Origin of the sequence: Magnetospirillum gryphiswaldense MSR-1 v2 (assembly GCF_000513295.1) — a bacterium.
GTDB lineage: Bacteria > Pseudomonadota > Alphaproteobacteria > Rhodospirillales > Magnetospirillaceae > Magnetospirillum > Magnetospirillum gryphiswaldense.
Map to the genome: position 1 here is coordinate 181,546 of NC_023065.1, position 12,646 is coordinate 194,191.

Sequence of the window (12,646 nt, forward strand, 5' to 3'; positions counted from 1 at the left end):
CGATGGCGAATGAAAAACAACTGGCCCTGGTCATCGACTTGAACGTCTGCGTCGGCTGCCATGCCTGCGTGACCAGTTGCAAGGAATGGAACACCTCGGGCTGGGCCGGTCCCATGCCCGACCAGCAGCCTTACGGCAAGGACCCCGACGGCGTCTTTTTCAATCGGGTGCAGACCTTCGAATGCGGCACCTTCCCCAATACGGAAACCGTGCACTTCCCCAAATCCTGCCTGCATTGCGAAGACCCGCCCTGCGTGCCGGTCTGCCCCACCGGCGCGTCCTACAAGCGTGAAAGCGATGGCATCGTCCTGGTCGATTACGACAAGTGCATCGGCTGCAAATATTGTTCGTGGAACTGCCCTTATGGCGCCCGCGAATTCGACGAAGTCACCGGGGTGATGAAGAAATGCACCCTGTGCGTCGATCGCATCTATGACCAGACCCTGGAGCCGGAACGGCGCAAGCCGGCCTGTGTGCTGGCCTGCCCGGCCAGTGCCCGTATCTTCGGCGACATCAAGGATCCCGAATCCGAGGCGTCGCGGGCCATCCGCGACAATGGCGGCTATCAGTTGATGCCGGAAGCCGGCACCAACCCGGCCAACCATTATCTGCCCCGGCGCAAGACCAATGCCCAGGTGCATGACGACCAGTTGCAGCGCGCCGACAATCCGTTGTCGCGGGAAGCCGAGCCGCCGAAATTCGGCGGCCCGACCATCGACGACGCGTCCCAGTGGTAAGGGAGGGGAGATAAATCATGCGTCCCGCTTTTTCCGTTCTCTTCCTCACCACCTTGATCGGCGCCGCCCAAGGCCTGCTGATCGCCCTGGTGGTCGGCCAATTGTTCCTGGTGGTCGGTACCGGCCAACAGACCGTACCGGGGGGCTTTTATGCCCTGGGGGCGTTCATCGCCCTGGTGCTGCTGGCCCTGGGCCTGCTGGCCTCGTTCTTCCATCTGGCCAATCCGGCCCGGGCCTGGCGTGCCGCCAGCCAATGGCGCACCTCGTGGCTGTCGCGTGAAGTCATCGCCCTGCCGGCGGTAATGGGTATGGCGGTGCTTTATGGCGGACTGCATTGGCTGGGCCTGGATATGCCGCTGTTGCATTTTGCCAATGGCAAAAGCCTGGACCTGACCATGGCGGTGGGTTTCATCACCATCGCCGCCTGTGTGGCTTTGTTCATCTGCACCGGCATGATCTATGCCTGCGTCAAGTTCATCCGCGAATGGGCCAGCGTATGGACGGTGATCAATTACACCCTGATGGGGCTGGCCTCGGGCTTTACCCTGGCCGCTGCCTATGCCGCCAGTTGGGCATCGGTGCTGACCGGTCTGTTCGCTGTCTTCGCCCTGATCCTGACCATCGCCGCCCTGGCCGGGCGCGTCTACAGCCTGTGGCGCAATGCCCGGCTGCGCCCACTGACGACGCTGAAAGGCGCCATCGGCGCGCCGCACCAGCACATCCGGCAAGTGTCGCAGGGCTTTGGCGGCGGCTCGTTCAACACCAAGGAGTTCTTCCACGGCGTCAGCCCAGAGAAGGTGCGGGCCCTGGTGTTTTTCTTCCTCGTCGCCGCTTTCCTTGCCCCCATGGTGCTGTTGGCGCTGGGGGCGGGGGTGATGCTGTGGCTGGCGTTTGTCGTCCAATATGTGGGGCTGCTGGCCGAGCGCTGGGTGTTCTTCGCCCATGGCAACCACGTGCAGAACCTGTATTACCAGCGTAAGGCGTGAGAAAGCGAAAGGCCCGGTGTCACCACCGGGCCTTTTTATTCTTCCTCGCCGTTCAGCTTGGCGGCCAGGGATTTGGTCAGATCATAGACGCTGCGGCGGATGGCCTCGTCGGTGATGCGGTGGTAATTGCGCATCATCTCCAGCCCCTCGCGGCTGCTTTCCGGCGCGGAGAAGGCGACGGCGTCCTCGTGCAGGCCGTATTTCCCGGATGACCGGCTCATGTCGTCGAAGAAAAAGCTGACCGGCACGTCCAGCGCCTCGGAAATATGATAAAGCCGGCTGGCGCTGATGCGGTTGGCGCCGCTTTCGTATTTCTGCACCTGCTGAAAGGTCAGTCCCACCGATTTGGCCAGCTCGGTCTGGCTCAATCCCATCAACGTGCGGCGCAGGCGCAACCGCGCGCCGACATGGGTATCGATGGGGTCGGGGTCGCCAGATTCGGTGCGGGCACGATAAATTCTCTTGCTGTTCGTTTCGGTGGCCATATCGAATCGTCGTTGAATGGATGGGGTTGCATACAATACCCGCACTGGTAATTGTATGCAACAATCCCTCTCCACCCTAGTCCTGGTTATGCCAACCGCATTGAATCAGGGCGTCGATCATGTGCGCCGGGACTGGCGCCTGGGCGGTGATCGGCGATTTTTTCGGGTTGTAGGGCAGGGTGATGGACCGCGCATGCAGGTGCAGATGCGGCGACACCAGATCGGCGGTGCCGCGACCATAGGTAGAATCGCCGACGATGGGGCAGCCGATGGCGGCCAGATGCACGCGGATCTGGTGGGTGCGTCCGGTTCGGGGCTTGGCCTCGATCCACGACAGCCGCCCGTTGCCGCCCAGGACCCGGTATTCGGTCACCGCGTCCTGGCCCTTGTCGTCGACCACCATGCGCCAGCCGTGGCGGCGTTCCAGTTTTTTCAGGCGTTTGTCGATGATGCCGCTTTCGGCGGGCGGCTTGCCCACCACCACCGCCCAATAGGTTTTCTGCGCTTCGCTGCCGGCGAAGATTTCGCCCAGGCGGGCCAGGGCCTTGCGATGGCGCCCCAACACCAGACAGCCCGAGGTGTCGCGGTCCAGCCGGTGAGCCAGTTCCGGGTTGCGCGGCAGGCCGAAGCGCAAGGGTTCCAACAGGTCCATCAGGTGGTGGCTGCCATCGCGGGCACCGGCATGCACGGCGAGGCCGGCAGGCTTGTCGATAATCAACACCATGGCGTCGCGGTACAGCACCCGCGCCAGCAATTCGTCCGGGCTCATGGCGGGAACGGGGTGGGCTGGCAGGTCTGGCCCTTGGGCTTGAGAGCGGCGCAGATTTCGGCGGCATTGGCCGGGCTCAGGGGGCCGGCGATCAGCCGATGGGTGACCCCCAATTCGCCCAGATCGACGCGCACCACCTTATAGGTCAAGGCGGCCAGTTGCGGATGTTCGGTGGTCAGCGACTTCCACGCCTGTTCGGCATGGCTGGCGCTGCCCATGGACAATAGGTGGATGCCGGCCTGACCGGTAAAGCCGGCGGGCAGCGCGGGTGCGTTGATTTCCATGGGCGAGGGGATGACCTTGAGCTCGCCGGTGACGCCGCCTTGCAGCCGCTCCATCGGCTTGGCCGAGCCGGTGCCGGTGCCGCTGCCGCGACCGGGCTTTTTCGGCGTCACCGGTTTGACCGGTTCGGGCGGCGCCTGGGCCAGCAGGGAGTCCGGCAGGGTGTTGCCGTCCAGCAGGGCGTTGAGCGCGGCCAGTTCCTCGTCCTTCTGGCTGCGGCTGATCAGGCCGCTTTGATACAGACGGTCCAGCCGGGCCAAGGCGCGCCGCCCGGATTCCTTGTCGGGAATGAACAGCGGCTGGCGCTGCTTCGGATCCTTGGGCAGCATGTTGTCGATCAGGAATTCACGCTGGGCCTGGGTGTGGGGTTGGTTCCACAGGTCGCGGATGATGCCTTCCATCTCGGACGGTGCCATGGCCGGGGCGAACAGGCCGGCGGCTGGCGGCTGGGCGGTGGTCAGCGGCAGCAGCGCCGCCAGGTTGGCCTGAATGCGTTCGCCCGCGTCGGTCGGCGGGATCAGCCCGGTCTCGGCCAGCCGGCGGATGGCGAGGAAACGCAACGCCGCCGGATCACCGGCCAGCAGGGCTTCGGCTTCGGCCTGAGTCAACAGCCGGGGCAGGAACGGCAGATCCTGGGCGTCTGGCGCCACCGGCGGCGGGATAAAGGCCGGATTGGGGGGGGGATTGGCCGGCTGGTACAAGGGCTCCAGCCCTGGGCGCGGCTTGTTGCTGTCCATGCCTTGTTCCAACTTGGTAACGGTGGACAGCACATGGGATTCCACCGCCGAACAGGCGGGCAGCAGGGGCAATAACAGCAACAGAGGCAGGGCGCGCCGCATTCCATTCTCGTAAACACTTGTGTCGGCAGCCATTTTGGCCGGTTACCCAGCCTTTGCAACCCTTAACCTTGCGTTTGGCCGCAGGCTTTGGCACAACCGCGCCATGAATTCCAAACAACACGCGGCTACCTTGGCCGCAAACGGGCGTTTCGACGCGGCTCTACGCCTGCTGGTGGGCCTTGACGGTGACGATGCCGCCCTGGTCGCCTTTCGTCGTGGCGCCCTGGCGTTGAAGCGCAACGATGCCTTTGCCGCCGTCGCTGGCTTTGAAGCGGTGATGACGCTGGACCCGGACTTCCCCGCCTTGCGTGATGCTCTGGTCAGCGCCTATCGCCGCGACGCCCGTTATGATGACGCCATTGCCCTGGCGGGCGCTGGTGCGCAAACCCGGCAGATCCGGTACGAATGCGGCATGGCCCATCTGGCCTTGGGCCAGGGGGGCGAGGCGCTGGCCTGTTTCGACGCCATCCTGGCCGCCGATCCCGACCATGCGGTGTCGTGGTTCGCCAGCCATGCCGCCGCCTTGGAGTTGAATGGACTGGGCGACGCGTTGGCCCGCCTGGACCGGGCCTGCGCTTGCCAAGGCGCCAATGGCCGCTATCGGGCCTTTGCCGTCGCCTATGGCCTGCTGACCGGGGCCGATGTGGCGGCGATGGAAGCAGAGCATATCGCCGGCTTTCCCGCCCGCCGTCCGCTGGTGGACGGGGTGCGGGCGCTGGCGCCGTTGCTGCCGCGCCCGCCCCGCCTGTTCGGGCTGTCGGCCAGCACCTTGGATTTCGCCCTCGATCAGGCCACCGTGCCGGGATTGGTGCTGGAATTCGGTGTCCGTCGCGGCACCTCGCTCAATCGGTTGGCGGCGCGGGCCGGGCAGGGGGTGCACGGCTTCGATTCCTTTGAAGGCTTGCCGCAATCCTGGGGGGCGGAACCGGCAGGGGTGCTGACCACCGGGGCGCAAATGCCGAAAGTAGCCGATAACGTCACGCTGCATGCCGGCTGGTTCGACGACACCTTGGCGCCTTTCCTGGCTGACCATGCCGGTGATGTACGACTGGTCAATATCGACAGCGACATCTATGCCTCGGCCCGACAGGTGTTGTTCGCTTTGGCGCCGCGCCTGAAAGCCGGCAGCATCATTGTTTTCGACGAGTTGATCGGCAACCGCACCTGGGCCGAGGACGAGTTCAAGGCTTTGCTGGAATTCATCCAGGCCTTTGATACAGAAGTGGAAATTCTGGCGGTGGCGCCGTTTTCCAAGCAAGTGGTCATGCGAGTCTTGACTCTGCGCCGCTGATGGTCAGAGTCGGGCGTTTATAGCGAGAGGACGAATCCATGACCGTAGCCATCGAGATGGGAACGACGCAGGCGGGCATCGCCGCGACGCTCGATCTCGAGGAATTGCTGGCCACCCGTCTGCTGGTGCAGGGCAATTCCGGCTCGGGCAAGTCGCATCTGTTGCGCCGGCTGGTGGAGCAAAGCGCCCAATGGGTGCAGCAGGCCTTGATCGACCCCGAAGGCGATTTCGTCACCCTGGCCGAGCAATTCGGCCATGTGGTGGTCGATGCCGCCGCCCATACCGAGGCGGCGTTGCAGCAGATCGCCGCCCGCGTGCGCCTGCATCGGGTGTCGGTGGTGCTGAACCTGGAAAATCTGGAAACCGAACGGCAGATGCGCCATGCCGCCGCCTTTTTGGGCGGTCTGTTCGATGTCGACCGCGACTATTGGTTCCCCATGCTGGTGGTGGTGGACGAAGCGCAATTGTTCGCCCCGGCCGCTGCCGGCGAGGTGTCGGACGAAGCGCGCAAGGCCAGTCTGGGGGCCATGACCAATCTGATGTGCCGGGGCCGCAAACGCGGTCTGGCCGGCATCATCGCCACCCAGCGTCTGGCCAAGCTGGCCAAGAACGTGGCGGCGGAGGCTTCCAACTTCCTGATGGGCCGGACCTTCCTGGATATCGACATGAGCCGCGCCGCCGACCTGCTGGGCATGGAACGGCGCCAGGCGGAAATGTTCCGCGATCTCAATCGCGGCCAGTTCATCGCCCTGGGGCCGGCTTTGTCGCGCCGCCCGCTGTCCATCCGCATCGGCGCCGTCGCCACCGATGGCCGCACCGGCAACGCCCGGCTGCTGCCCTTGCCGGAAAAGCCGCCGGAAGACGCCCATGATCTGATCTTCAAGGCGGGCGAAAACGAAGTGCTGCGCCCGGCCAACCGTCCGGCCCCCATGGATACGGCGCAATTGCTGGCGCAATTGGCCGCCACCCGCCCGCCGCCGCCGCCGCCGGGCGAGGTGCTGGCGCGCGAGGTGACGGCGCCGCCGCCGCGCCCGCCGGACGGCCCCAAGGCCAGCATCGACGACGTGCTGCGCGAGGTGCTGGCCGACCCCGAGGCGGTTTATCGCTCGCCGGCCCAGGTCTATCAGGATTTTCTGGTGCGTTGCCGCCAGCACGGCATCCATGGCCGTAGCCTGGACATGAGCGCGTTTCGCCGCAAGATGGCCTCGGTCCGCGCCGGTGTCGACGCCGAAACCGCCGACACGCCGGAATGGGATCAGGCGCTGACCGTTTCCGCCGCCCTGGCCGAGGACATCCAGCCGGTGTTCCTGCTGCTGGCCCGCGCCGCCCATGATCAGGTGCCGTGCCCGTCCAATGCCCAGATCGCCCGGGCGCGCGGCTCGCGCTCTCCGCGTCGGGCCTTGGGCCTGCTGGAACACATGGAAGGCCAGGGGCTGATCACCTCGGACGTGGACGCCTATGGCAACCGCACCATCGCCGTGCCAGCCTTGGGCTGGCAAACCCAGCCCGGCAACCCGGATGCGGATGATGTGGAGGATGTGGCTTAGTCGCTGGTGGCGATCTTGGCCGCCACCGCCCCGGTTGCCGCCATCAGGTCAGCCGCAATCGCCTTGATCTGAAGCCCGCGCTGGCCGCCGTTGACGACGATGAAATCCAAGGTAAGGGCGCTGTCGTCGACAAAGGCGCGCAGACGCTTTTTCTGCCCCAGCGGGCTGATACCGCCGATCTTGTAGCCGGTGATGCGTTCGGCGTCCGGCCCCTTCATCATCGCCGCCGCTTTCTTGCCCGCCGCCGCCGCCAAAGCCTTCAAATTCAGTTCGCGGTCGGAAGGGACGATGGCCACCACCGCTTCGTCGCCGGCTTGGACCATCAATGTCTTGAACACCTGAAACGCCGGCAAGCCCAGGGCCTGGGCCGCGTGCAGGCCGATGGACTGGGCATCGGGGTCGTAGTCGTACTCCAGCAAGGCAAAGGGCTTGCCGGATTTTTCCATGGCCATGGTGGCCGGTGTCTTCTTCGCCATGGCCCCAGCATAACCAAAGCGGAAAAAATGGGGAAGGCGTCACGGCGCCTTCCCCCAGGGAGGAATGTGCGGTTACTTGGGCTGGTTGCAGGCAACCTGCTTGACCGGGGCGCTGGCGATCTTGATCCAGTCGCTGGCCAGGCCGGTGCGGTACTGATACTGGGCGTCACCCGACTTCCAGTCCTTGGACAGCACCATGATCATGTCCAGATTAGCCGGAATGACCGGGCCGATGCCGGCCTGCGGCGGCCAGTTCACCGGCGGATAACCGGTCAGACGCACCTGGATGTGGGTGTTGTTGGGCATCACCGTCATCACCGAGTAATTGCCGCTGACAGTGCTGGCTTCGTTCAAGGGCGGATTGGTGGCCTGGGTGATCTGACCCATGCCGTTGACCGCCTGGGCCGGGGTGTTGACGGCTAGGTGCAGATTGACGGCGGGGGCGCCGGGCATGGCCCCGCCCACCTGATAACAGGCCTGGAACAGGCCGACGGCGCCATTGTCGGCCATGGCCGCCGGAGCGGTGAAGGCGGCGGCGGTCAGCATTGTGGCGGCCAGGATGGATTTGAACGTCATGAATATCCTCCTATCTTGATCTTAGCAATCCAAGGTAGTTGCGTGTGAGTATGATGCACCAAAAACTAGCATACACAATCACAATAAGAGGATGTGCGCATATATAATTTGTATTTTTAGTTGTATGTCGGTTAGTCGTGGCTGGGCTTGCCCTGGCGCAGGGCCTTGATGGCGCCCCGCTTGCCCTTGCTGTCCATGCGGCGCTGCTGGCTGCCTTTGGTCGGTTTTGTCGGGCGGCGCTTGGGCGGCGGTGGCTTGGCCGCCTCACGGATCAGCTCGACCAGCTTGCCCAAGGCCTCGGCCCGGTTGCGTTCCTGGCTGCGATGTTCCTGGGCGGTGACGATCAACACGCCCTCCAGGGTCAGCCGCCGCCCCGCCAGACGCTCCAGCCGGGTCTTGACGTCGTCGGGCAGGCTGGGGGAGTTGCGCACGTCGAAGCGCAGTTCCACCGCTGTTTCGACCTTGTTGACGTTTTGCCCACCCGGCCCCGAGGATCGGCAAAAACTTTCGCTGATCTCGCGCTCGTCGATGGCGATGCGGCGGGTGATGGGGATCATGCTGTCAAGGTTCCCGGAACGGCGCATTCGGTGCGACGGTTTTTCGCTATGTCCGGGCTGGCCCCGGCCACCGATATGACTATCTCCTACCGTGTGCAGGCGTGAAAAACAACTTCGCAACGCGCGGTGGCCTCTAACGCCTTTCAATGTCGGGGGAGTGGTGCCAATCTATACGGACGTCTGGGGGGCGATGGCCTGTCTCATGAAGATCGTCAGGTCCGGGCTGCAATTTCCCCATCTGGAATATACGAGCTGTGTTCAATCAAAATGGGAGACTTGCCATGAAGTATTTGCTGGCTGCCGCGTTCTTATCCGCTTCCCTGTTCGCCTCTGGTGCCGCCAACGCTGGCGCTGATGATACCAAGTGGGTCGCCAAGTGCGTCAGCGACAATTCCGATGCCAAGGTTTCTGTTGAAGTTGTCACTAAATACTGTACCTGCATGAACAACAAGATGGACGACAACGAAACCCAGTCCATCACGCAGTGGGAAAAGACCCATCAAGCCGAGACGAAGGCCTGTGAGAAAGAATCTGGTTGGAAGTAACTTTATATTAAAATGAATCCATAAAACGGGAGTGGATACAGTGTATCTACTCCCGTTTTTTATTGTGTATTGGGCGGATTTTTATTTTATGTAAATCTCTGTCGACGTTTCCCGTAATAAAATATTTATGATATTTGTATAATCGGTTTGATGTTTGTTGCCTATTGTGTGCATCCCATAGGATTATGGGTGGCGATATATGTTGCAGGTTAGTGGAAGAATACCATGCCAGCAGACGTGACCCTGACCGCGACAACGCGGCAGAACCTTGGCTCCATCCAATCGACAGAGGCGCTGCGGGGCCGAACCCAGAGCCGGCTCGCCACCGGTCTGAAGGTGGCGTCGGTTATTGATGACGCCATTGCCTATTTCCAAGGTCGGGCCTTGGGCGACCGGGCCATGGGATTGCTGGAAACCAAGGATGGGATTGCCGGCGGCATCGGCTCGATCAAGGCGGCCATGGAGGGTTTGTCCGGTATCGAGGACATCATCGTCCAGATGAAGGGCTTGGCCCTGGCCGCCAAATCGGAAGCAAGCCAGATCACCCGCCACCAGTTGTATCGGCAATATGGCGAGTTGCGCGAGCAACTGGACGCGGTGGCCAACGATGCCCATTTCAACGGCATGAACCTGATCGGCAATCCGGCCGCAAATGTGCAGGTGCGGCTCAGCCCATTGGGGGCCGAACCGGTGTCGAAGCTGGAGATCATGGGAGTCACCATCAACGCCGCCAGTCTGGGACTGGCGCCGCAGACCGTCGATATCAGCGCGGCCTCATGGCGGTGACGCCGCGGTGAAGGCCCGGTTCGATGCCTGGGCGGCCAGCATGATCAGCATGACCAATTCCGGTGCCGGGTCGGCGGTTGCCACCGAGACCGTGGTCACCGGCATCGGGGCGTTGAAGGCCTTAAGCCCGGGCGGCAGCGTGGCCTTGGTTTCCGATGCCGATGGCGTGATGAGCATGGATGGAGAAGATGCCGTCAATCCGGTGAGCGCCGACGCGCAATACCGTGCCGTGGTGGCCTTGCAGGGCTATATGGCCAGCGGCGGCAATCCTGGCGACGAGGTTCATGATCTTGGGAGCGGTCTGTCCGACGGCGCCTTCACCACCGGGAATTACCCCGGGGTGATGGTGTCGCTGCATGAATATCCATGGGAAAGCCAAGACCATTATCTCGACAACATCGACTTTCACATCAGCGCCCTGGATGTGGCGCTGACCACGGTGCGCAGCACCATGGCCGAGATGGGCGGCAATATCGCCTTATTGCAGGTACGGGATAGTTTCGCCCAGAATTTGGCCGACATCGCCCGCGAAGGGGCGGGCAAGCTGGTCAATGCCGATCTGAACGAGGAGGGGGCCAATATGGTCGCCTTGCAAACCCGGTCGCAATTGGGGCTGCAGGCCTTATCCTTTGCCGGCAAGGCGGATCAGGCGGTGCTTGACCTGTTCTGATCCGGGGGAAAAGCCGGGGGGCTTCGGCGGATGTCCGAAGCCCCCCGATTGATCAATAACTCTTGTCTTTCCACATGTCGGTATTGAAGCGGACCACCTTGTTGCGACCGGTGTCCTTGGCCTGATACAGCGCCACGTCGGCGAACTTGACCGCCTGCCAGAAGGTGTCGCTGTCGCTGGGGAAGTCGGCGACGCCGATGGAGATGGTCTTGCGCAGCACGGTGGTACCGGCCTGGATGTCCAGGGCCTCGACGGTGGAACGGATCTTCTCGGCGATCTGGTCGGCCTGTTCGGGCGAGGCGTCTAGCAACACGATCAGGAATTCCTCGCCGCCGTAGCGGATGACCATGTCGGAAGCGCGGACCGCCTGGCGCAGCACCTTGGCCATGGCCTTGATGACGGCGTCGCCGGCATCGTGGCCATAGGTGTCGTTGACCATTTTGAAGAAGTCCAGGTCCAGCATCATGATGCCGACCTGGGATTGACGGCGCTGGACGTTGGCCACCAGGGTGTCCACGTACTCTTCCAGGAAGCGGCGGTTGTTGAGCCCGGTCATGGGATCGCGCAACGCCGATTCGCGCAGGGTTTCCATCAGCTTCTTGGTTTCCAGCACCGGCGCCGCTTCGCGCAGGTAGACGCTGACGTAAGGCAGCTGCTCCTGCATGGCGGCTTCCTCGTCAGGCTTGACGACCAGTTGCAGCACATTGCCCACGGCACCCGACTGGATGATCGGCAGGCAGATATGCTTGCGGTCCATGGCTTCTTCCGGCGGCATGAACGAATAGCAGATGCCGGGGTTGAGGACGCCATCGACCAAGTGGCCGGTGCGTCGCGCCCGGCAGCCTTCGGACCGCACCAGGATCTGTGGGTCGCACCAGCGGCACGATGCCTGCGGCTGGCCGTCCACGTAAAGCGGGGTCATGTGGTTCTTGTTGGCCTGCATTTCGTAGATGGAAAATTCGCGGATGCCGAATTCGCCTTCCAGGGCGCGGACCAGACGGGTATGGATTTCCGCCTTGGTTTCGTCTTCCTCGATGGCCTGCTTGAAATGAGCGGCGCGGGTCAGTCCCTCGACCATGTCGATGGTGGCCGACAACTGGTTTTCGTCGGGCGACGGCGTGCGGCTGGTCAGCCGCGCCACATTGGCGCCGATGCGGGTCAGGCCCTGGTCGAGGAAGGCCAGCAGCCGGTTCATGTCGGTGGCGATCTGGCCGATCTCATCCTTGGTGATCTGGTCGACCTTGGCCTTGAAGTCGCCGCGCAGCGCCCGCTGCACCGCATTTTCCACATCGATGGCGGTGGCCGAGACCGGGTTGATCATGCGGCGGATCAGGACAAAGGCGATGCCCATGAACAGGGCGACGATGCTGATCAGGGCCGCCACGGTCAGCATGGCCTGGGTCTTCAGATTGCCGATGGACACCTTCATGGTGACGGCACCCAGCACCATGCCTTCCTGCACGTCGTGGCATTGCAGGCAGTTGGGCTCGCCGCGATTGGTGGCGATGAAGGGGATGGTGCCGCGGATCAGCGTGTCGTTTTCGGTCTCGATGATGTCGTAGACCGCCTTGCCTTCGCGCAGAACCTGATTTTCCAAGTCGTCGCTGGGCGCTTCCTCGTGCAGGCCCGAGCCGAATTGCTTGACCACGGCGGGCGAGCGCACCACCCGGGCCGAGGCCAGGCCCTGGACTTCCATCAAACGCTTGAGGAAGCTTTCACGCTTGTCGATGACGCCGTTGATCATGGATTCGGTCAGGTGCACGCGCACGATTTCCGCCGCCGTACGGATATGTTCCGACGACGAGGCGATGGAAAAGCTGCGGAACGCGAACAGGCTGATGACCATCAGCAAGGCGATCAGCATAGCAGCGATGGCAGCGAACAGGACGCTGATCTTGATATTGAGATTCATAACCCCTTGGTCCCCCCAAGACTGATCCGCCTGATGCCGGTGGGCGGATCGAAACGCGCGAAAGGATAATGGGCAAGCTCGGCGGGGGCAATGGCGGCAATGGCAAAATTATGAATAATCCAGATATTCCCGGCTTTGTTCAGATGTGTGCGTAATACCAAGGGTTAATATTGTTTCTAGTGTGCGCT

At 62.9% G+C, this 12,646-nt stretch carries 14 protein-coding genes; 7 read left to right on the forward strand and 7 right to left on the reverse strand.

The window, feature by feature from the left end:
- The first annotated feature begins 2 nt into the window (after nt 1-2).
- Together MGMSRV2_RS00860 and MGMSRV2_RS00865 are read left to right on the forward strand one after the other, a co-directional pair.
- Nucleotides 3-737: a 4Fe-4S dicluster domain-containing protein gene (locus tag MGMSRV2_RS00860; RefSeq protein ID WP_024078414.1), complete on the forward strand. Its 735-nt coding sequence runs from the start codon at nt 3-5 to the stop codon at nt 735-737.
- Between the two features lie 17 nt (nt 738-754).
- A complete protein-coding gene (locus tag MGMSRV2_RS00865) occupies nt 755-1,723 on the forward strand; it encodes a dimethyl sulfoxide reductase anchor subunit family protein (protein ID WP_024078415.1) in 969 nt (322 codons plus the stop codon).
- Nucleotides 1,724-1,758: 35 nt separating this feature from the next.
- On the opposite strand, the gene MGMSRV2_RS00870 is transcribed toward MGMSRV2_RS00865, so the two are convergent.
- From MGMSRV2_RS00870 to MGMSRV2_RS00880, 3 genes are all read right to left on the reverse strand, one after another.
- Nucleotides 1,759-2,208, reverse strand: coding sequence for a helix-turn-helix domain-containing protein (locus MGMSRV2_RS00870; protein WP_024078416.1), 450 nt, complete (start codon nt 2,206-2,208; stop codon nt 1,759-1,761).
- Nucleotides 2,209-2,284: 76 nt separating this feature from the next.
- Nucleotides 2,285-2,977, reverse strand: coding sequence for an RluA family pseudouridine synthase (locus MGMSRV2_RS00875; protein WP_024078417.1), 693 nt, complete (start codon nt 2,975-2,977; stop codon nt 2,285-2,287).
- A complete protein-coding gene (locus tag MGMSRV2_RS00880) occupies nt 2,974-4,098 on the reverse strand; it encodes a hypothetical protein (RefSeq protein WP_024078418.1) in 1,125 nt (374 codons plus the stop codon). The genes MGMSRV2_RS00875 and MGMSRV2_RS00880 overlap by 4 nt, the downstream gene beginning before the upstream one ends.
- Before the next feature lie 103 nt (nt 4,099-4,201).
- Here MGMSRV2_RS00880 and MGMSRV2_RS00885 point away from each other — a divergent pair, with 103 nt between their 5' ends.
- Together MGMSRV2_RS00885 and MGMSRV2_RS00890 are read left to right on the forward strand one after the other, a co-directional pair.
- On the forward strand, nt 4,202-5,389 hold the full coding sequence (locus tag MGMSRV2_RS00885) for a class I SAM-dependent methyltransferase (protein WP_024078419.1): 1,188 nt from the start codon (nt 4,202-4,204) through the stop codon (nt 5,387-5,389).
- Nucleotides 5,390-5,427: 38 nt separating this feature from the next.
- Nucleotides 5,428-6,936, forward strand: a complete 1,509-nt coding sequence (locus MGMSRV2_RS00890; protein WP_024078420.1) for a helicase HerA domain-containing protein — start codon at nt 5,428-5,430, stop codon at nt 6,934-6,936.
- On the opposite strand, the gene ybaK is transcribed toward MGMSRV2_RS00890, so the two are convergent.
- The 3 genes from ybaK to arfB form a co-directional block, all read right to left on the reverse strand.
- Complete coding sequence (gene ybaK, locus MGMSRV2_RS00895; protein ID WP_024078421.1) at nt 6,933-7,412, reverse strand: Cys-tRNA(Pro) deacylase; 480 nt, start codon at nt 7,410-7,412, stop codon at nt 6,933-6,935. The genes MGMSRV2_RS00890 and ybaK overlap by 4 nt on opposite strands.
- Before the next feature lie 72 nt (nt 7,413-7,484).
- On the reverse strand, nt 7,485-7,988 hold the full coding sequence (locus MGMSRV2_RS00900; protein ID WP_024078422.1) for a DUF1842 domain-containing protein: 504 nt from the start codon (nt 7,986-7,988) through the stop codon (nt 7,485-7,487).
- A 131-nt stretch (nt 7,989-8,119) separates the two neighbouring features.
- A complete protein-coding gene (arfB, locus tag MGMSRV2_RS00905) occupies nt 8,120-8,545 on the reverse strand; it encodes an alternative ribosome rescue aminoacyl-tRNA hydrolase ArfB (protein WP_024078423.1) in 426 nt (141 codons plus the stop codon).
- Between the two features lie 281 nt (nt 8,546-8,826).
- Here arfB and MGMSRV2_RS00910 point away from each other — a divergent pair, with 281 nt between their 5' ends.
- The 3 genes from MGMSRV2_RS00910 to MGMSRV2_RS00920 all read left to right on the forward strand — a co-directional run bounded on the left by MGMSRV2_RS00910 (nt 8,827) and on the right by MGMSRV2_RS00920 (nt 10,546).
- Complete coding sequence (locus tag MGMSRV2_RS00910; protein ID WP_024078424.1) at nt 8,827-9,090, forward strand: hypothetical protein; 264 nt, start codon at nt 8,827-8,829, stop codon at nt 9,088-9,090.
- 225 nt (nt 9,091-9,315) lie between these two features.
- Nucleotides 9,316-9,876: a flagellin gene (locus tag MGMSRV2_RS00915; RefSeq protein ID WP_024078425.1), complete on the forward strand. Its 561-nt coding sequence runs from the start codon at nt 9,316-9,318 to the stop codon at nt 9,874-9,876.
- A gap of 7 nt (nt 9,877-9,883) precedes the next feature.
- On the forward strand, nt 9,884-10,546 hold the full coding sequence (locus MGMSRV2_RS00920; RefSeq protein WP_024078426.1) for a flagellin: 663 nt from the start codon (nt 9,884-9,886) through the stop codon (nt 10,544-10,546).
- Between the two features lie 52 nt (nt 10,547-10,598).
- Here MGMSRV2_RS00920 and MGMSRV2_RS00925 read toward each other — a convergent pair whose 3' ends face one another.
- Complete coding sequence (locus MGMSRV2_RS00925; RefSeq protein ID WP_024078427.1) at nt 10,599-12,458, reverse strand: diguanylate cyclase; 1,860 nt, start codon at nt 12,456-12,458, stop codon at nt 10,599-10,601.
- Nucleotides 12,459-12,646 lie beyond the last annotated feature (188 nt).

Bases quoted from the DNA above. Each gene is read 5' to 3' on its own strand.
- MGMSRV2_RS00860 (WP_024078414.1), top strand. From the start codon at position 3: ATGGCGAATGAAAAACAACTGGCCCTGGTCATCGACTTGAACGTCTGC.
- MGMSRV2_RS00865 (WP_024078415.1), top strand. From the start codon at position 755: ATGCGTCCCGCTTTTTCCGTTCTCTTCCTCACCACCTTGATCGGCGCC.
- MGMSRV2_RS00870 (WP_024078416.1), bottom strand. From the start codon at position 2,208: ATGGCCACCGAAACGAACAGCAAGAGAATTTATCGTGCCCGCACCGAA.
- MGMSRV2_RS00875 (WP_024078417.1), bottom strand. From the start codon at position 2,977: ATGAGCCCGGACGAATTGCTGGCGCGGGTGCTGTACCGCGACGCCATG.
- MGMSRV2_RS00880 (WP_024078418.1), bottom strand. From the start codon at position 4,098: ATGCGGCGCGCCCTGCCTCTGTTGCTGTTATTGCCCCTGCTGCCCGCC.
- MGMSRV2_RS00885 (WP_024078419.1), top strand. From the start codon at position 4,202: ATGAATTCCAAACAACACGCGGCTACCTTGGCCGCAAACGGGCGTTTC.
- MGMSRV2_RS00890 (WP_024078420.1), top strand. From the start codon at position 5,428: ATGACCGTAGCCATCGAGATGGGAACGACGCAGGCGGGCATCGCCGCG.
- ybaK (WP_024078421.1), bottom strand. From the start codon at position 7,412: ATGGCGAAGAAGACACCGGCCACCATGGCCATGGAAAAATCCGGCAAG.
- MGMSRV2_RS00900 (WP_024078422.1), bottom strand. From the start codon at position 7,988: ATGACGTTCAAATCCATCCTGGCCGCCACAATGCTGACCGCCGCCGCC.
- arfB (WP_024078423.1), bottom strand. From the start codon at position 8,545: ATGATCCCCATCACCCGCCGCATCGCCATCGACGAGCGCGAGATCAGC.
- MGMSRV2_RS00910 (WP_024078424.1), top strand. From the start codon at position 8,827: ATGAAGTATTTGCTGGCTGCCGCGTTCTTATCCGCTTCCCTGTTCGCC.
- MGMSRV2_RS00915 (WP_024078425.1), top strand. From the start codon at position 9,316: ATGCCAGCAGACGTGACCCTGACCGCGACAACGCGGCAGAACCTTGGC.
- MGMSRV2_RS00925 (WP_024078427.1), bottom strand. From the start codon at position 12,458: ATGAATCTCAATATCAAGATCAGCGTCCTGTTCGCTGCCATCGCTGCT.